Genomic DNA, 19,084 nt, shown 5'->3' with positions numbered 1-19,084 from the left:
TATCTCCAAAGTAAAAATCTTATTCAGTGCCTCCTATCTCTACCCATAAGAATAAAAACAACTCTATATATCATCTTCTACGATAACTCAATGCTTCTAAATATCGCGTTTTTCAATCAATTGATGTCCTTCTATATCAGCAATGGTACGTGATACTTTTTTAATAGAAGCAATACTTCTGTGAGAGAGTGAAAATTTTGAAATAGCACTTTCCAAAATACTTTGTGCTTCAGGTAAAAGCATGCAATAAATCTCTATCTCCTCTTCATTTAGTTTGCCATTAAGTCTTTTTTGTCCTCTCTTTTTTTGCTGTACAAATGCCTGAATCACTACTTCATGCATTGTTTTTGATGTGACATCCATTTTATCCTCTTTCCGTACCTCCTGCATAACCACAAAAAGATCTATACGGTCGAGAAAGGGATCAGAAAGCTTATTTTTATAGCGTTTAACCTCTAACTCAGAGCAACGACAATTTTTACTCTTAGAGAGTAAATTACCGCATGGACAAGGGTTTTGTGCTGCAACAAACATGATGTCAGCTTCATACTCTATCTTGGTATTTACACGAGAAATGAGTACTTTTCTGTCTTGAAGTGGCTCTCTGAGTGCCTCAAGTACCTGTTTAGAAAAATGGGGCAGTTCATCAAAAAAAAGTATGCCATAATGACTTAAAGCCACTTCACCTATTCTCGCCGTACCTGATCCACCTCCAAAAATAGAAGCTGATGTTGCCGTATGATGAGGAGAACGACTTGGACGCACAGGTGCAAAAACGGGTATCTGTCCATCAAGAAACTGGTGCTTGGCAATACTCAGTAATTCCCTTTCGTTCACTGGTGGTAAAATCTCAGGTAAACGCTTAGCTATCATACTTTTGCCGCAACCAGGATTTCCTTCCATAAAGAAGTTATGCATCCCAGAAGCTGCAATAAGTGCAGCACGTTTAGCAACTGTCTGTCCTTTGATCTCCTTAAAGTCTATCATATATTTTTGTCTATAGTAGTACTTCTCCTTGTTTACCTCAATTGATCTAGCATCATATGAAAATTTTATTTGTTGTGCTTCAAGCTTTCCTTCCTGAACTAATGCAATTGCCTCCTTCAGTGTCTCTACGGAAATAAATTTTACTCCTGAGATATGCTTAAGATATGCCATTGCCTCTTTGGGTACCATAGCACGCTTTATTTTGCCTTGCTCCTTGAGTGACAAAATAAGTGGAAAAAGCATTGAAGAGCTCTTAATACGTCCATCTAACCCCAACTCTCCAAAAACATACAAGTCTTCCTCTACAAATGATTTTCTATTCAAAGCAATGAGTAGCGCTAAGGGCAAATCAAAATGACTACCCGATTTCTTCATCTCTGACGGGCTTAGCCCAATTGTTATTTTTAAAGGAGGAAAGATAAAATTATTTACAAGCAGTGCTGACTTAACTCGCTCTTTTGCCTCCTGAATATCTGAACTTGCTAATCCTACTACAGTAAATCCAGGCAATCCCTTGGTAAAGGTTGCTTCCACTTCCACCACTTGCGCATTGACTCCTTCGAGTGTTGCACAAAACAGTCGATTGACAATTGTCTCTTCTTTAGGTTTAATTTTAATAGTTTGTTGTGTTTTATTAGATTGTTTTGTATTCATAATGCAATTATGGATTATTTTTTTATACATAATAAAAAAATATGTCATATTGTCATTTTTTACTATTTAGTTAAAACATATAACAATACCTATTGACTCAAAGTAGCTCACAAATAGACCAAGAGAGGAAGATAATCAAACCTATGTTACACTATCAAATAAATTACGGATTCCCTCATTCTGCATACCAACAAAGAGAAGCATGATGCAAAAACTTTTCAAATCCTGTCATAAAATGGACAAACGCTGTTATACCAAATATGATTTGAACGAAGACATCCTCATGGAACATGCTGCACAGGGTATGGCTACATATATCAGAGAATACTTTCCCAAAGGAAGTACCATTCTAATTGTCTGTGGATCGGGGAACAATGGTGGTGACGGAGTAGTGCTGGCACGTCAACTTTATAGTGATTATACCGTCTCACTGTATGTCCCCTTTGGTACAAGTTCACCCATAGCAAAGCTACAGCTTAAGAGGACTTTGAAGCTTGGTATCACGCTATGCGATAAAATACATGAGGCTGATATTATTGTCGATGCACTTTTTGGAGCAGGACTCAACAGGGAGCTTGATGAAGCAACACAAATATTACTACATCAACTCAATACACTAACAGGTTTTAAACTTTCCTGTGATGTGCCTACTGGTGTAGGGAGTGATGGTCGGCTGATGCCGTTCGCGTTCAAAGCAGATGTCACAGTGACGATGGGGGCACTCAAAGAGAGTCTCTATCTTGATGAGACCAAAGAGGTGACAGGAGAGATCATCTGTACCAATCTGGGCGTAAGTCGTCAAATGTATGAACTTCACAGCGATACTTTCGTACTGGAGCGTGACGATCTAAAACTCCCTTCCCGCAAACAAAAAAGTACCCACAAAGGTAGTTTTGGTCATGCAGCAGTATTTTGTGGCAAGAAGGAGGGAGCGGGGATCATCGCAGCAATGGCAGCAAGCTGTTTTGGGGTCGGATTGACTACGTTGGTAACGTGTAAAAGTATCTCTCCGCCACCTTTTTTAATGCATGAAAATATAGTACCCAAAAATACTACTGCACTAGCAATAGGAATGGGGCTGGGTGACTATTTTGAGGCAGAATTCCTTCAAAAACATATCATTGACTCCCGTCTTCCTATTGTTTTAGATGCCGATGCTTTTTACTCTGAAGCACTACTTGGCATTCTTTCACAAAAGGAGAGAGAGGTAGTCATTACCCCGCACCCCAAGGAGTTTACTATACTATGGGAAAAGCTGACAGGAGAGTCTCTAAGTGTTGCACAGATACAGTCAACACGTTTTGATATGGTACGGCGTTTTAATAAAAAATTTCCACATGTCACCCTGCTACTTAAAGGTGCCAATATGCTTATGGTGCAAAAGAATAAGCTCTATGTCAATCCACTAGGAAACAACAAGCTGAGCAAAGGGGGAAGTGGCGATGTCCTGTCTGGGCTTATTGTCTCGCTTCTGGCACAGGGGTACACCAGTTTGGAAGCTACCATTCAGGGGTCACTCGCATTGACACTAGCTGCAGAGAAATATGACGGTGCTTCCTATGCAATGTTGCCAACAGACCTAATTGAGAACCTTTCTATGCTTGAGAGTATGATATAATTCTTCCAAAGGTATCGCATACATGAATAGAAAAACTGTATATATTGTAAAATAGATGAAAAAACTCGCAGTCCTTTTTAGTGGCAAGGGAACTAATTTTGCTCATATAGTAAAAACCCTACATGGTAAAGAGGTAGAGGTGGTTGTTGCATTAACAAATAACCCTGAAGCAGAGGGAATCTCTATTGCCAAAGAGGCAAATATTCCTCTTAAGGTTGTGAATTCAAGAATATTTGAAACCCGTGAAGCTTTTGATACTGAAGTAGTAAAGTGGCTAAAAAAATATACACCTGATCTGACGGTGCTGGCCGGATTTATGCGCATTCTGACCCCACTATTTACCAAACAGATACGAGCAATCAATCTTCATCCTTCTCTGTTGCCACGACACAAGGGGCTTAATGCTATCAAAAAGAGCTATGATGATACATACCCTGAAGGTGGGGTATCGGTACATTGGGTTACTTCCAAGCTTGACAGTGGCAAAACCATTGTACAAAAGAGAATCAGTAAAAAAGGGCTTGATTTTGTCACATACAATACCGCAATAAAACTAATCGAAAAAGAGATACTCATTGAAGCAATTAGAAAGGTACTTTGATGCAATATTGTAGTGACAAAAACAATGAAACTACTACCAATATGCTCTTTCAGATAGTAGTGTTACCATGTTAAGATTTTTCCCCCACAAACACCAAAAAATTTTACGCATCTCTTTGCCTGCTGCGGTAAACTCTCTACTTGATATGCTGCAAGTGGTCACAGATCTTGTGATGGTCGGGCGAATCTCTGCGTTTGCTGTAGCAGCAGTAGGACTTGGACTCCAATCTTTAATGTTCATATTTGCCGTACTAACTGTACTGCATGTGGGTACTTCAGCACTACTTTCACGATTTATAGGAGCTGCACAAATTAAGCGTGCCTCTATTGGACTCTCCACACTACTTCGCTTTGCTTTCTTTTTAAGTTTACCCACTATGATGATTTGGTATTTCTTTGCATCAAAAATCTATATTTGGTTTGGCACAGTCTCCGAAGTAATCATATTGGGAGAAAACTATGTACAAACACTCACATGGATGATGTCATTTATTTTTGTAAAACTTGTTTTCGTCTCTGCACTTAATGCTGCAGGTGACACCAAGACCCCAATGAAGGTAAAACTCCTTTCCATTGGGCTCAATGTATTACTCAATTACCTACTAATCTTTGGAAAATTTGGCTTTCCAGAATTAGGAGTCATGGGGGCCGCAGTAGGCACAGTGATTGTCAACGCCATAGAGGTACTGATTTATCTCTGGCTCTACTTAAAAAGCAAAACCCCCTACATCCCGGTCTGGCATTACTCAAACAATCTACTTAGACGTGCACTGAAAGTAGGAATACCTGCTTCTTTTGAACGTGCTTTAACTTTTGGTAGCTTCATGCTCTTTACAGCCATTATTGCACAATACGGTACCGAAGCAATGGCGGGGTACCAAATAGGTTTACGGGTAGAAGGAATTGCTTTTATGCCAGGCATTGGATTCACCATTGCAGCAATGGCACTGATGGGGCAAGGATTAGGATCTAAGGACCCGAAGCGTGCTAGAGAAGATGTGCTACTGGTACTCAAATATGCAACAGGGTTAATGTTTTTTCTCTCATTTTTTATGATCTTTGTACCAGAAGAGATTGTCTGGATTTTTACTGATGATACCAAAACCATTGAAGAGGCGAGTCTCTATTTGCGCATTGTTGGATTTTCTCAGATACCACTTGCATTCAATTTTGTACTTTCTGGTGCACTCCGTGGCGCAGGTGATACAAAACGCACACTCAAAATTAATCTTATCTCTTTATGGTTTGCACGAATCATCCCAGCTTTTATACTCTCTTTTTACTTTCACTATATTCTGTTTGTCTATTTTGCAATGATTTTTGATACTTTTGTTAAAGCCATATGGCTTTGGGTTGTATTTTCACAAGGAAAATGGCAAAAACTCAAGGTATAAACACTCCTCTTCAGTATTGACCTAATCCAAAACCAATACCAATCATCAATATATTCTGTATTATTGCTGTGCTATAATTACACCAAATTAGAAGGAAGTAGATATGGGAAAAGAAGTAAAAACACTTGAGCAGAGAATAGCGCGTATCCATAGAATGGCAAAAGAACATTTTGGTGAGGTGCGTTTTGTTGGTATCAAGCTCCATACAAAGATAGGCTGGGTTGCAAAAATACAGTTTGACGAATTTGAGTCTCTTGTGGCAGAAGGAGAGAATGCAGAAGCAGCATTAAAGAATCTAAGAAAACGTCTAAAGAAGATCATTGACCGATACAATATGGTTTAATGATGAGATGGGATAAGTATTAATGAAAAAAAATATTATACTAATTGGATTTATGGGGGTTGGCAAAGGAACAACAGCACGTGCTTTTGCTAAAAAATATGGGGTTTACAATATTGACACAGATGACCTTATAGAGTCCAAGGAGAGTAAAGAGGTTAAAAAGATTTTTGCTAAAAAAGGTGAGACATATTTTCGTCAATGTGAGCAACTAACTGCCAATTGGATTGAACAGCATGTAAAAGGAACATTCATCTCCTGTGGTGGAGGATTTTACAAGGTAAATAACTTAAAAAAACTGGGGACAGTTGTATTGCTCGATGCCTCTTTTGAATGGATATACAATCGTCTCAAAACAGCAAAAAATAGTAAACAAAAACTTATCAAACGTCCACTATTTTCTGATGAAAAAAAAGCAAAGGCACTCTACAAAGAACGTGAAAAGGCATACAGAAAAGTAGCAGATATAATCGTAGATGTGGAAAAGTATGATCTAGAGGAACAATTAAAATATATTGCTAAAAAATGTAAAGTTGAGCAGGAGGTAGCTATATAGACTTGCAACTTAACACTATCTTATCTGCTTCTCCCAATATTCTAGCCCTTTGAATATCCCTATAAGCATACCAAAAATTAGCATAGTACTTCCCATACAGTAAGGAGCTATTTCTGAAAAGGGGGCAGTATATTTAGTGAATATAGACATCACATAAATCCATATACTTACAATAGATATGGCTACAATATATCTAAACCATTTTATCATCGTGTATTGCACTTTTCGTTCCATGTACTTATTTTATCGTAATTCGATATAATTTCGTAACTACTCATAGAGCGAGCCCAAATGCAGAGATTTGAAGCCTATTTATCCCAAAACCTGCCTAAAATAAACAGTTTTCATTCAGTCTATAAAGAGGCACTAGGTGCAATGCTTCAAGCAGGAGGGAAACGTTTTCGTCCTATGTTGCTACTAAAGATCGTTGATACTTACGAACCTATGCTTTACAACTCTGCACTACCAGTTGCACTAGCAATAGAGATGTTTCATACCTATTCACTCATTCATGATGATCTCCCAGCAATGGACAATGCTAGCTTACGTCGTGGTCATCAAACTTTACACAAACGCTTTGATGAAGCAACGGCAATTCTTGTAGGTGATGCACTTAACTCTGATGCTTTTTTGTATATTGCCAAAGCCCCACTTCGTGAAGATATAAAAATTAAACTAGTTGAGCTACTAGCATGTAATGGGGGATCTCAGGGAATGGTATTAGGACAAGCGATTGATTGTTATTTTGAAAACAAACCCCTAAATATTGAGGAAGTAAAAACACTACATCGCAACAAGACAGCCAAGCTGATTGCAGCAAGTCTTCAAATGGGGGCGGTTATTGCACATCTCCATACAGATACACAGCAAATATTATATAATTTTGGTATTGATTTGGGACTGCTTTTTCAGATACAAGATGATATCATAGATAAGACTCAGAGTGAAACCCAAGCAGGAAAAACAACAGGTAATGACTGTGATAAAAATAACTTTGTCAATCTTTTAGGACTAGAGAAAACCATAACAGAGGCAGATACATTGGCAAAAGATTTACAAAGACAACTTGAGTCATTTGATCCACAGCTACAAGAGGCACTAAGCCTCCTATTGGAACAATATCTATATAGACACCAACAAAGGATACAATAGTATGAAAGTAATGACAGAAGAGAATCAGATGCGTAAAAAAATGGCAAATACCATCCGTTTTTTAGCAGCAGATATGGTACAAAAGGCAAACTCTGGACACCCTGGTGCACCAATGGGACTTGCTGATATTGCAGTGATTTTAAGCGAGCACCTTAATCACAACCCCAAAAATCCTAAGTGGCTCAACCGCGATCGCCTAGTCTTCTCTGGTGGACATGGGACAGGACTCATCTATTCTTTGTTACATTTATGGGGTTATGACCTCTCTCTTGATGATCTTAAAAATTTTCGTCAACTTGACTCTAAAACACCGGGACATCCTGAATATGGGCATACATCAGGTATAGAAATTACAACTGGACCACTTGGACAGGGGGTTGCCAATGCTGTTGGTTTTGCAATAGCAGAAGCCTTCACCAAAATACAAGTAAACTCAGAAACCTGTGAACTAATTGATCATAAAGTTTACTGTCTTTGTGGTGATGGTGATTTGCAAGAAGGGATAAGCTATGAAGCATGTGCTTTGGCAGGACACCTGAAACTCAAAGACCTTATTCTCATATATGATTCCAATGAAATCACTATTGAAGGCAACACCAACATCGCATGGAGCGAAGATGTTGCTAAACGTTTTGAGGCACAAAATTGGAACGTACTCAAAATAAATGGGCATTGCTATGATCAAATTAATAAGGCACTTATCACAGCTAAAAAAGCAGATAAGCCGACTATTATTATTGCCAATACCATCATTGGAAAAGGGGCAGGAGAGCTGGAAGGAACACACCATACACATGGGGCACCATTAGGTGAAGAGATTATTCGTGCCTCTAAACAAAAGGAAGGATTTGACCCCGATAAGACATTTCAAGTCCCAGAAGATGTACTATTGCGATTTAGATGCACTATAGAACAAGGTGAATTGGCTGAAAAAGAGTGGATACATAGACAGAAAGAGGCACCACTTGTTGAACAAAATGTAGCACTAGACAAATTACTTAACCCAGACTTCTGCACGATTGAATATCCTGACTTTTCCAATATGGCTGAGGTAGCAACTCGTGACTCTAATGGTATGATTCTTAATGCTATTGCCAAAGCAATACCGGGATTCCTTGGTGGTTCCGCAGACCTTGCTCCAAGCAACAAGACTGAACTTAAAAATATGGGTAATTTTCCCAAAGGGAAAAATTTACATTTTGGTATCCGTGAACATGCAATGGCAGCAATCACTAATGCTATTGGACTTTATGGTACAACTATTCCATTTGATGCAACTTTTTTTGTCTTTTCTGATTATCTCAAGCCTTCAGCAAGAATTGCAGCACTGACGGGCATTAAGCGATTTTTTGTCTGGACACATGACAGTATTGGCGTAGGAGAGGATGGTCCAACTCATGAGCCAATCGAACATCTTTCTCAATTCAGAATGCTTCCAAACTTCTATGTGTGGAGACCTGCAGATGCAACGGAGAATATTGAAGCATGGAAAACAGCACTTCAAATGAATGCACCAAGTGCTTTTGTGCTCAGCCGCCAGAAGCTCAAAACCCTCAAACCAAAAAGAGATTTTGGCAAACCATCCCGTGGTGGCTATATTGTTAAAAAACGTGAAGGGGCAACACTCACACTGATGGCAAGTGGCTCAGAACTAATGCCGTGCCTACAAGCAGCATGTCACCTAGAAGCACTTGGTATCAAAACCAATGTTGTCTCTATACCATGTCTTGACCTTTTCAATGAACAAGATAGTAACTACAAAACAACAGTCATTGATCCTAAAACCAAAGTGATGGCAGTTGAAGCAGCAACAGCAACAGAATATTACCGCTATGCAGATGATGTGCTTGGTATGGAAAGTTTTGGTGCTTCTGCACCAGCAGGAAAACTCTTTGAAAAATTTGGATTTAGTGTCCAAAATATTACCAAACATGCTTGCGACTTAATGGGTACAGAGTATCGCACTATCGATCTTCAAAAGTGTTAAATTAAGGTTGTAAAATATCTAATTTTGGATCATAGATACTAGTATTAAGATCGAATGCACCAAGAACCGTATGGAAGATTATCTCATCACCATAACGTTCTCGCTTCTTCAGATAGGGAGTCTGAAGTTTTTTTTGCACTAAAAAAGATGGGGATTCATAAACAAGAAATGGTATCTTCTTTTGAAACTCGGGTGCAATAGCGTAGGGTGTGCCATGTAAATAAAAATGGTATTCACCGAGACTCTCTCCATGGTCAGACAAGTAGAGCATTAGTGTGGGCTTGCCTATCTTTTTTAATTTACCAATCAATGTTGTTAAAAAATGGTCAGTATAGAAAATGGTATTATCGTAAGCATTTATCAACGAATTTTGGCTACACTCTTGGAGATTAACACTTTTGCACTCAGGAGTAAAGCGTGTAAACTGTTTTGGATATTTTTGATAGTATGTTGGTCCATGGCTCCCAGATGTATGCAACACAATAAAGATCTTCTTAGATGAAATTTGTCTAATCTCATCCTCAATTCCTGCAAGCAATATGCCATCATAATCGCACTCATTTGAATGACACCATTGCTTCAAATCAGATCTTCGCTCTACCTTTGCAACTTTCAAGGTTGGTTCGCCCCAATTGGTAGAACGCCATACAACATGAATCCCATTACGCTGAAGATAATTTGGCAAAGGCTCATAACTGTCAAAAGTACTACCTGAAACAGAGAGCATTGCACTGACTGATGCAGTTGTGTATGTGGCTGCTGCATAGGTATTTGGAACAACGATTAAATTATTCACTTTTTCTAATTTTGGATTAGTTTTACGATGATACCCATAAAGTGAAAAGTTCTGCGCACGTGCTGACTCTCCAATAACAAGGACAACAATCATAGAGGAGTCTGTTGTAATAATAGCATCTGAAAGTTTGAGATACTCTTTATTCTTTTTTGCCTCTTTAAGTTTATGGCGTATTGCATTGATACTATAGGACCAAGGAAGTGTAAGGCCACCAATATATTTAGCATATTTATCAAACCATAACCATGCTGATGAATTCAAATATAAAAAAACAATACCCACACTCAAACTTGCCAATGCTGAAGCAGTCAAGCGTACTCTCAAATAGGGCTTAGAAACAGAAACCTTAAGTGCGATCCATGCTGGAACAATACCCAAAACAACAAGATAGACTAATGGGCTAATACCAAAATAGCTACTACTCTCTTGAAAGTTGGTATTAAAAACATTTCCCATCATGGTGCGATCTAGAATAGTATGATATGTGACAATAAAGTAAAATGCAATAGCATTTGTTATAAACTGCAATGCATTAAAATATCGAAACCACTTTCCAAGTATGGCTCCAAAGAGTAAGAAAAGAAACAACTCTACACTCAAAAGAGCAACCAAAACACTTAACAATATAAGTATTCCATTCAGATTGAGAGCAATATGCTGACTCACAAAAATAAAAAGAGGGTAATGATAGAGTAAAACGGTAGAGATGACAGAAGCCACAATATACACAAAAGGGGAAATGGGATTTTTAACGTATTTTAGAAGAGACATCAGTTTCCTTTAGTGGAAAGTGCTGGATATAGATGTTAAAACTTTTATCCATTGCAACTGTTGGAGACCCAAGATATGGGAAGTGTCCATACTTGAATGAAATCTGTTTATATGCACCAATATCATGTTCTATGGCATAACGATACAGAGCAGAAGCCAAGGATGTACGGTCTGCACCTGCTTTGCAATGCACAAGCAACGGTTTTTTAGCCTTCTGCATTAAGGAAACAAGATGATGCATCGTAGAGATATCAACCACTTTTCTATCACTAATACCAAAATCAATATGTGTAATATTGTGTTCTTTACAAAAACGTATCTCATTTTGATACCATTGCTTTTGTGGTGCTGAACCTCTTAGATTAATAACCGTGCGAATATGATATTTTGTAAAATAATAGGGCATATTAAATTGATACAATTGTGCAGACCGGTAAAGGTCTCGATTTACTTGATGTATATTTCCATAAATATATAGGTAAGAAAACCATAAAAGTATCAGCGAAAACAGTGGTGTTATTATGTATTTCAGTATATAGCGTATATTTTGCCTCATTTCTCTTTTCCTTTATGGAGTAGGTCGAGCGAAACATCATACACAGATGTACGAACATCAAAAAGCCCCAGTAATGTATGAAAGAGATAATCATGCGAGCGTGTCTGTTGTGGATCTTTTATGTGTGCTAATTTCTTACGTAAAGTATGGTTTAACCAAATAAAAGCACCAATATGCTTTTGTGCATCGGGCGCAATAAAATAAGGCAGTCCATGTAAGTAGATACCACTTTCTCCAAGGCTCTCACCATGATCACTCATATAGATAACTGCAACCTCTTTATCTGGGTACTTTTTGGCAAGAGCAATCGTCTGACTTAAAAATATATCCGTATAATGCAACGCATTATCATAGGCATTGATAATTCCTTGACGTTCACACTGTTCAAGCTGATTGGTCATACACTCGGGCATAAACTTCTTGCTCCTTTGGGGTGACCGTTTGTAATATGCTGGACCATGGTTCCCCATTTGGTGTAGTACAATAAGAATATGTTTGTCTTTGTTTGCCTCAATATATGCTTGAAGTCCACTCAACATGCCTACATCTCGACACTCTCCATCACATTTAGGATTATTTTTGGGTATTCTAAAATTTTCATACCGAACACGTAATGCGACACCTTTAGAATTTGAGTTGTTGTCTCTCCATAAAATGGCTACCTTCTTAGTATGGTTCAAAATATCTAATATATTTTCTGTATAGTATGCTTTTGTATAATCATACTCACTATGCGTAAAATAAGAAAACATACAAGGCACAGACTGTGCAGTTGAAGTTGCGCATGAATACATATATGGATAGTTAATGATATGCTCATTTTCCAAAAGTGGTGTTGTTGGTCTTTGGTATCCATTGATACTAAAGTGGTCTGCCCTTGCCGCTTCTCCTACAACTACAATCACTAGTTTTCGGGAGAGGTTTTGGTCATCTATTGTTGCATCTTTTCCCATCAACTTTAATGTAGGAGTTTGCGTAAAGTAGGTTTGTGTAAAGTAGATACGCAGACAATCCATCCAGAATGGAGGGTTTGTATAGAAACGTAAAATTTTATGTTCTCGAAAAAAAGAGGTATAAAACTTTCCAAATCCTGTCACGGTCACTACAATAAGTACTAAAAATAGAATACTCATTTTGAGTTTTGAGACTATTTCTGCTTTCCAAGAGCGGTAATGTATCTTAACGCGATAGACCCAAACAGAAGGTATTATGCCAAGAAAAAATAGATATAAAAAAAGCCAAAAACTCCATAGGTCAGAAGCCTCAGAGACATTTGTCTGCAATGCATTTCTAATCATCTCTTCATCAATCACAATATGATATGTATTCATAAAGTAACCAGTAACTGATGAAATCAATAACAAGACAATCATCAAAGGCTTGGTAACATACTTGGCGCTTACAATATGAAAGAAGAGATTTAAAAGAGCAAAAAGTACAACAGCAGTAGAAATTATATAGATTATGTTGGTACCTGTAGGTTGGTAAATGGTTATTACTTGATGAAAAAACTCATAATTATCAAAAAGGACAAAAAAGAGTGATGCGTATAAAATTAGCTTTGTTTGCGTAATAGAAGAGCGCAACATGAATCCTTTGGCTTATAATCGCATCATTATATCAAAAAGAAATGAGGGACACGAATGAATCATACAGGCAAAGGAGGCTTAAGTTTTGATACTCTATAATCACACTCTCTTAAAAGTATCGGGGTGTGGCGCAGTCTGGCTAGCGCGCTACCTTGGGGTGGTAGAGGTCGCAGGTTCAAGTCCTGTCACTCCGACCATTGAAACTAGTTGATCAAGTGTGATTGATTGTTAAATATAATTTTATATGCATGATTATCAATAGGTGGTCATAATCAATTATATACACTAATAAAAAAACCTAGAAAACAGTTTCTAATTTAAACATATTATCAAACTTTTGACCTATCATCAAGTTACACACAGTAAATAATTAATAGCGAATAGCAGATAGTTTTGGTATGCTTTCTTGTGAAAAAACTTTTTATTTTAAAGGTACAGAATGAGTCAAGACCAAGAGTTTGAAGAAGCAATCACCAAAGTATTGAAGTTGCTAGGGGAAGATCCTGAGCGTGAAGGTCTACTTAAGACCCCAAATCGTGTTGCTAAAGCATTAAAATTTTTAACAGAAGGGTACCATCAAGATCCAAAAGAGATCCTCAACCAAGCACTCTTCTCTACCAGCAACAACGAGATGGTGTTAGTGCGTGATATTGAATTTTATTCAATGTGCGAGCACCATATGCTACCCATCATTGGACGGGCACATGTAGCATACATTCCCAATGGCAAGGTTGTGGGTTTAAGTAAAATACCACGTATCGTCAATGTTTACGCAAGGCGACTACAGATACAGGAGCAGATGACCGAACAGATTGCTGATGCTATTGTAGAAACCATTAAGCCTAAAGGAGTAGCAGTTGTACTCCATGCACGCCATATGTGTATGGAGATGCGTGGTGTACAGAAAATTAACTCTACAACTGTCTCTTCTGCACTTCGAGGACTCTTCAAAAAAGATGAACGTACACGCAATGAGTTCTATAACCTTATCAATACACCAACACCTTCAAATTTTTAAGAAGGTGGCACTTGCAAGAAGACTTTTTTCTTCCTTTGAAACGTTTTTTTATCTCAATTTAAGCAAAATAGCGTATGATGCAGAAAATCAATTCGGACTAAATTAGTCTCAGTTAAAATGAGAATCGTTCTCAAAGGAATTTTATGCGAGTTTATCTAGACAACAATGCTACAACCATTGTCGATCCACACGTCTTTGCAGAGATGGAACCCTACTTTGTGCAGAAATATGGAAACCCTAATTCATTACACTCTTTTGCCAGTGAAACACACCCTGCAATTAAAATGGCAATGGAGAAGATTTATGCTGGTATTCATGCCTCTAAAGAAGACAGTGTCGTTATCACCTCTTGTGCGACAGAGAGCAACAATTGGGTACTTAAAAGTATCTACTTTGAGCAGATACTTACGGGAAAAAAGAACCATATTATTATTTCTGAGGTAGAACATCCTTCTGTCATTGCTACTGCCAAGTGGATAGAAAGTATGGGCTGCAAGGTCACCTATCTTCCAATCAACCATGAGGGTCTTGTGGAACCAGAGAAACTCAGGGAGGTAATTACTGACAAAACTGCATTGGTGTCCATGATGTGGGCAAACAATGAAACTGGTGCCATTTTCCCCGTCTGCGAGATAGGAGATATCTGTGCAGAACTTGGGGTACCATTTCATACCGATGCTGTTCAGGCAATTGGAAAAGTATCAGTAGATGTACAAAAAATGAATGTTGACTACCTCACTTTTTCGGCACATAAGTTCCATGGACCAAAAGGGGTTGGTGCACTCTATATCAAAAAAGGCAAAGAGCTTACACCATATTTTCATGGAGGTTCCCAAATGGGTGGCTACCGCTCCGGTACACTTAATGTTGCTGGCATTATTGGTATGGGAAAGGCCATGGAACAAGCAATCGATGCACTTGATTTTGAGATGAGTGAGGTTAAAGAGATGCGAGATGAGTTCGAAAATGCACTACTTGAGATTTCTGATACCTTTGTGGTAACACCAAGAAATAAACGTACCCCCAATACCACATTGATCTCTTTTAGAGGAATTGAAGGTGAAGCAATGTTATGGGACCTTAATCGTGCTGGTATTGCAGCAAGTACAGGAAGTGCCTGTGCGAGTGAAGATCTTGAAGCTAACTCAGTTATGGAGGCTATCGGTGCAGCAGAAGACCTAGCACATACTGCCATCCGATTCTCACTAAGTCGCTACACAACACAAGAAGAATTGGACTATACACTTAAAATAGTTAAAAAGGCTGTAGAGCGACTCAGGGGTATCTCTAGCTCCTATGCTTATGCACCCCAAGGGCATGAGAGTGGACTGAATGCACACCACTAATCTTATTTCACGGCAAGAAGCACAATGAGTAGAATAAAAAGTATATGAAAAAAGGATAGAAAATGGGAATAGACAATCTAGTTGGCGGTACCATCTGGGATGAGTATAGCAATAAAGTTACAGAGCTAATGAATAACCCTAAGAATATGGGAGAGATTACTGAAAAAGAAGCTGAAGCAATGGGTGCAAAACTGATTGTTGCTGATTTTGGTGCAGAAAGTTGTGGAGATGCGGTACGGCTCTACTGGGCAGTAGATACCAAAACTGATGTTATCAAAGAATCAAAGTTCAAAAGCTTCGGTTGTGGTACTGCGATCGCCTCTTCAGACACAATGGCAGAACTTTGTAGAGGCAAAACTGTTGATGAGGCAATCAAAATTACCAATATTGATGTCGAGAAAGCAATGCGCGATGAACCTAATGTCCCAGCTGTTCCACCACAAAAAATGCATTGCTCAGTCATGGCATACGATGTTATCAAAAAAGCAGCAGCACAGTATAAGGGTGTTGACATTGACTCTTTTGAAGAAGAGATTATTGTCTGCGAATGTGCACGTGTTAGCCTCTCTACTTTGCGAGAAGTAATCCGACTAAATGACTTAACCACAGTAGAGCAGATTACCGACTATACCAAAGCGGGTGCTTTCTGTAAATCATGTATCAAGCCAGGTGGTCACGAAGAGAAAGATATCTACCTTGTTGACCTACTTGAAGAGTATGAAAAAGAGAAAATAGCAAATGCCGCAACACTTAGCAATGGATCGGGCAATTTCAAATCTATGACCATTGTTCAAAAAATTAAAGCCGTTGACAAGGTTATTGATGAAAATATCCGCCAAATGCTTATTATGGATGGTGGAGATATGGAGATTCTCGACATTAAAGATAATGAAGAGCATATTGATATTTATATCCGCTATCTTGGTGCCTGTAATGGTTGCGCTAGTGCTTCTACTGGAACACTCTTTGCTATCGAGAACATCCTCAAAGAGAAGCTTGACTCAAGCATTAGAGTACTGCCTATCTAAGCTAATCCCATAAGAGAAAATTTTCTCGTCCATAATTCCCTCTTAAGGGGACTGTAAATAATTCTGTGTCAATTAGATAAAATATTGAACACAGAAGGAAAAACAGATGAAGATAGAAATCTTTTGCCATTTTTCTTCTTATATATATTTCATGTTTTAATTCTATTGGAATTTTAATACCAAATTTGCTAGCTTCCTTAAATGTATTTAACTCTAGGTCTCCTTCTTACAACCAACGTTCTTGAATTAAATGAATCTCGTTAGCATAAATAATATCATAATCTAGTTTTGCATTTAGTTTTAATAACTCAACAAAAAAATGCTTTCTTGCTTTTAACATTACACCTTTTGGTTTAGTCATACCATCACGATTGTATTTTGCATCAAAATATTCTCGTTGTTGTGTTCTATGCGAATATACATCTCTAGTGTTTTCCCAACCTAACTGTGTAAAATTCCAATATTGCTCTCTATATTTTTTATAAAGTTCAATATTTTCATAACCACTCTTCATTAAGCCATCTAAACTTTTGTCATTATCACGTACAACATAACATTGCCAGCATCCAAACCTTGATTGACCACAACCAATATCCTCATCAGCAATAATAAATACACCATGCATCTCATCAATGAGAAAATCATTAAGCTGTGAAGTCTCAACACTTGCCGGTTTAGGAATATAGTATATTTGTTCAAGTGAATCAGTATGTGTGTTCCAACCCACTATTTTAGGTGTCAATCCCTCTCTTTGTCCCATATCCAGTATCCAGATCACTCCCTTGCTATCATTTCGAATACCAAGTACTGAGTCAAACCAAAGGTCATCAGATTTTCTAGGTGTATTCCATGCAAGATTTGGATAAGGTGTTGTTTTTTGTCTTCGCATCATAGTGCATGACGCGAATTTTTGGTGCATAGAAGGGATGGTTACTGTAGACCAATTCTCCTTTGTATGTATAGGCAATATTGCCAACAGCCTGATCTACTTTAGCATATATTTCCATCTCTACTGGCTTGGCATATTGTATTACAGGAAAAAACAACACGATACTTAAACTACATAATAATCTTTTCATGCACTATCTCCTGCCTATTTCCTCGGCCCTGCTGTTGCACTGAGTGTGGCCTTGTCTATTGTATGATTTTCTATGTAAAATCGTGTCACTGCTCCAGATACACCCTTGGGTACATCAAGCTTATCTACATCCATAGCATGCAGGGTAAAAGTGTATGTATGTATGCGTCCAGGAGGTGGACATGGCGCAAAAAATCCCGCTTTGTCCATATCTGTTTTCCCCTCTTTAGTACCTTCAGGAAGGCTTGCGCTGTCTAGCTTTGTGGTATTTACAGGAATGTCATAGGCTATCCAATGCCAAAAACCACTCCCCGTAGGCGCATCCTTGTCATAAAATGTAATAGCCAAAGATTTGGCATCTTTTGGTACACCCTCCCAGCGTAGTTCCGGACGGGTATTGTCACCTGAACATCCAAATTGATTCCAATAGTGTTGGGGGTCAACCTTGCCGCCGTCCTTAATCGTTGTACTGCTAAGTTTAAAATTTTTGTTTACATGGGGGTTATTAAGTTGAGACAAAAGTGTTTGTATGTCTTCTAGGTGCCAATTGGTCTTAATTTTCCCATTTTTTATAGTATATATATCTACAGCATCAAAATCAATAAGCTGTCCCTTTCCTTGTGTGTTGTGAAACTTTCCTTTGAAGTGACCTGTAAAGTTAAGGCGTGAGACAACCGTATCTCCTCCGACAATGAGTTCCTTGATTTCTGCTTTAAGGTCAGGCACTACAGATCGAAACCATTTAGATGCATCCAGAGGTCCTTGTATGCCTTGTTTTCTGCCTTTTGGCAGATTTAGGTCTATAAAGTCTTTGGCTAAAGCTTTTTTAGCATATTTTTCTTCTCCGGTATCCCAAAATGCAGCGTAGGTTCTAGCCACATCTATAAGTACCTTATCTTCTTTTGTAACACTCTTTAGAGTGTCTACTTTTGGTAGAGGCAATACCTCTGCCAAAGAAAGTACGCTTAAAGCACATAGTGTCGTTATTATTTTTGTTGTATTCGTCATTTTGATTCTCCTTGAAATTGTTTAAACCATTGCTGGCACTCTGCTGTGTTATCAAACCACTCTTTTGCTGCCTGATATGGTGTTTTATCATCTCTGTTGATTTGATAATCCAAATGTGAGATAATGGCATTGGTCATTTTAATGTTATCCAGCACCACAATCTCTTCTTTGGAAAAAAGAGCATGAAGATGTTCTGTATTGGCTAATAACACTGCACGATCTCTTCCTCCAAGTAAACCTTTTGGGTCTTTTAGTTCCCGTATTTTGTAGATATCATGAAGAAATTGCGGATGCCAAAGTGGCACAACAACCCATTTCTTTTCTTTAACGGCACCCTCAAAGACTGCAATGCACTCTTCTTGTGTTCCTCTATAAAAACGGTATCCGGCATTTTCCAGTCCATACTGCTTCATCATTTCCATAGAAAAACGGGTAATGCCTGCACCCAAACCAATACCTTGAATCATCATTACCATCTTGTCCAGTATTTCAGGTTTGCACAGATCTTCAACAGATACCAGTTTGTCTGATACATATTCGGGAACTCCCCATAAGGCATATGGCTCATAATGCATACCAAGTTCTGTAGTATGAATGACTTTATCT

17 protein-coding genes, 1 tRNA gene and 1 pseudogene are annotated in these 19,084 nt (G+C 38.3%); 11 read left to right on the top strand and 8 right to left on the bottom strand.

Annotated elements, in window-relative coordinates; translation table 11 throughout:
* Positions 1 to 70: 70 nt before the first annotated feature.
* Positions 71 to 1,641, bottom strand: a pseudogene (locus tag LGB01_01905) (YifB family Mg chelatase-like AAA ATPase).
* A gap of 205 nt (positions 1,642 to 1,846) precedes the next feature.
* On the opposite strand from LGB01_01905, the gene LGB01_01900 reads away from it, so the two are divergent.
* The 7 genes from LGB01_01900 to tkt all read left to right on the top strand — a co-directional run bounded on the left by LGB01_01900 (position 1,847) and on the right by tkt (position 9,288).
* Positions 1,847 to 3,259: an NAD(P)H-hydrate dehydratase gene (locus LGB01_01900; protein ID MCB4752968.1), complete on the top strand. Its 1,413-nt coding sequence runs from the start codon at positions 1,847 to 1,849 to the stop codon at positions 3,257 to 3,259.
* A 55-nt stretch (positions 3,260 to 3,314) separates the two neighbouring features.
* A complete protein-coding gene (locus LGB01_01895; GenBank protein MCB4752967.1) occupies positions 3,315 to 3,860 on the top strand; it encodes a phosphoribosylglycinamide formyltransferase in 546 nt (181 codons plus the stop codon).
* 67 nt (positions 3,861 to 3,927) lie between these two features.
* Positions 3,928 to 5,253 (top strand): MATE family efflux transporter, encoded by a 1,326-nt coding sequence (locus LGB01_01890; protein MCB4752966.1) that lies wholly within the window; start codon positions 3,928 to 3,930, stop codon positions 5,251 to 5,253.
* A gap of 103 nt (positions 5,254 to 5,356) precedes the next feature.
* A complete protein-coding gene (locus LGB01_01885) occupies positions 5,357 to 5,596 on the top strand; it encodes a hypothetical protein (GenBank protein ID MCB4752965.1) in 240 nt (79 codons plus the stop codon).
* Positions 5,597 to 5,618: 22 nt separating this feature from the next.
* Positions 5,619 to 6,149: a shikimate kinase gene (locus LGB01_01880; protein MCB4752964.1), complete on the top strand. Its 531-nt coding sequence runs from the start codon at positions 5,619 to 5,621 to the stop codon at positions 6,147 to 6,149.
* 291 nt (positions 6,150 to 6,440) lie between these two features.
* The gene (locus tag LGB01_01875) at positions 6,441 to 7,301 is read left to right on the top strand and encodes a polyprenyl synthetase family protein (GenBank protein ID MCB4752963.1); all 861 of its coding nucleotides are present in this window, start codon (positions 6,441 to 6,443) and stop codon (positions 7,299 to 7,301) included.
* Position 7,302: 1 nt separating this feature from the next.
* Positions 7,303 to 9,288, top strand: coding sequence for a transketolase (gene tkt, locus LGB01_01870; protein MCB4752962.1), 1,986 nt, complete (start codon positions 7,303 to 7,305; stop codon positions 9,286 to 9,288).
* Between the two features lies 1 nt (position 9,289).
* On the opposite strand, the gene eptA is transcribed toward tkt, so the two are convergent.
* Genes eptA through LGB01_01855 form a run of 3 tightly spaced genes read right to left on the bottom strand, consistent with a single transcriptional unit; the run spans position 9,290 to position 13,000 of the window.
* Positions 9,290 to 10,855, bottom strand: coding sequence for a phosphoethanolamine--lipid A transferase EptA (eptA, locus tag LGB01_01865; GenBank protein MCB4752961.1), 1,566 nt, complete (start codon positions 10,853 to 10,855; stop codon positions 9,290 to 9,292).
* A complete protein-coding gene (locus LGB01_01860; GenBank protein MCB4752960.1) occupies positions 10,833 to 11,411 on the bottom strand; it encodes a tyrosine-protein phosphatase in 579 nt (192 codons plus the stop codon). Before LGB01_01860 ends, eptA begins: the two co-directional genes overlap by 23 nt.
* Positions 11,408 to 13,000, bottom strand: a complete 1,593-nt coding sequence (locus LGB01_01855) for a phosphoethanolamine--lipid A transferase (GenBank protein ID MCB4752959.1) — start codon at positions 12,998 to 13,000, stop codon at positions 11,408 to 11,410. Before LGB01_01855 ends, LGB01_01860 begins: the two co-directional genes overlap by 4 nt.
* A 119-nt stretch (positions 13,001 to 13,119) precedes the next feature.
* Here LGB01_01855 and LGB01_01850 point away from each other — a divergent pair.
* From LGB01_01850 to LGB01_01835, 4 genes are all read left to right on the top strand, one after another.
* Positions 13,120 to 13,197: transfer RNA gene (locus tag LGB01_01850), tRNA-Pro, on the top strand.
* 242 nt (positions 13,198 to 13,439) lie between these two features.
* The gene (gene folE, locus LGB01_01845; GenBank protein ID MCB4752958.1) at positions 13,440 to 14,018 is read left to right on the top strand and encodes a GTP cyclohydrolase I FolE; all 579 of its coding nucleotides are present in this window, start codon (positions 13,440 to 13,442) and stop codon (positions 14,016 to 14,018) included.
* 143 nt (positions 14,019 to 14,161) lie between these two features.
* The gene (locus LGB01_01840; GenBank protein MCB4752957.1) at positions 14,162 to 15,364 is read left to right on the top strand and encodes a NifS family cysteine desulfurase; all 1,203 of its coding nucleotides are present in this window, start codon (positions 14,162 to 14,164) and stop codon (positions 15,362 to 15,364) included.
* Positions 15,365 to 15,426: 62 nt separating this feature from the next.
* Positions 15,427 to 16,392 (top strand): iron-sulfur cluster assembly scaffold protein, encoded by a 966-nt coding sequence (locus LGB01_01835; protein MCB4752956.1) that lies wholly within the window; start codon positions 15,427 to 15,429, stop codon positions 16,390 to 16,392.
* A gap of 226 nt (positions 16,393 to 16,618) precedes the next feature.
* On the opposite strand, the gene LGB01_01830 is transcribed toward LGB01_01835, so the two are convergent.
* From LGB01_01830 to LGB01_01815, 4 genes are read right to left on the bottom strand one after another with little or no spacing between them, the layout of a single operon-like run.
* Complete coding sequence (locus tag LGB01_01830; GenBank protein ID MCB4752955.1) at positions 16,619 to 17,281, bottom strand: hypothetical protein; 663 nt, start codon at positions 17,279 to 17,281, stop codon at positions 16,619 to 16,621.
* Positions 17,229 to 17,471 (bottom strand): hypothetical protein, encoded by a 243-nt coding sequence (locus LGB01_01825; GenBank protein ID MCB4752954.1) that lies wholly within the window; start codon positions 17,469 to 17,471, stop codon positions 17,229 to 17,231. The genes LGB01_01830 and LGB01_01825 overlap by 53 nt, the downstream gene beginning before the upstream one ends.
* A gap of 14 nt (positions 17,472 to 17,485) precedes the next feature.
* A complete protein-coding gene (locus tag LGB01_01820; GenBank protein ID MCB4752953.1) occupies positions 17,486 to 18,478 on the bottom strand; it encodes a YbhB/YbcL family Raf kinase inhibitor-like protein in 993 nt (330 codons plus the stop codon).
* Positions 18,475 to 19,053 carry a glycine betaine ABC transporter substrate-binding protein gene (locus LGB01_01815; GenBank protein ID MCB4752952.1) on the bottom strand — a complete coding sequence of 193 codons (579 nt, stop codon included), beginning with the start codon at positions 19,051 to 19,053 and terminating at the stop codon, positions 18,475 to 18,477. Before LGB01_01815 ends, LGB01_01820 begins: the two co-directional genes overlap by 4 nt.
* Positions 19,054 to 19,084: the final 31 nt, after the last annotated feature.

The organism is Sulfurovum sp. (assembly GCA_020525365.1).
Classification (GTDB): Bacteria; Campylobacterota; Campylobacteria; order Campylobacterales; family Sulfurovaceae; genus Sulfurovum.
Note: the sequence above shows the minus strand (reverse complement) of the source record. Positions and strands in the feature narration are given on the sequence as shown.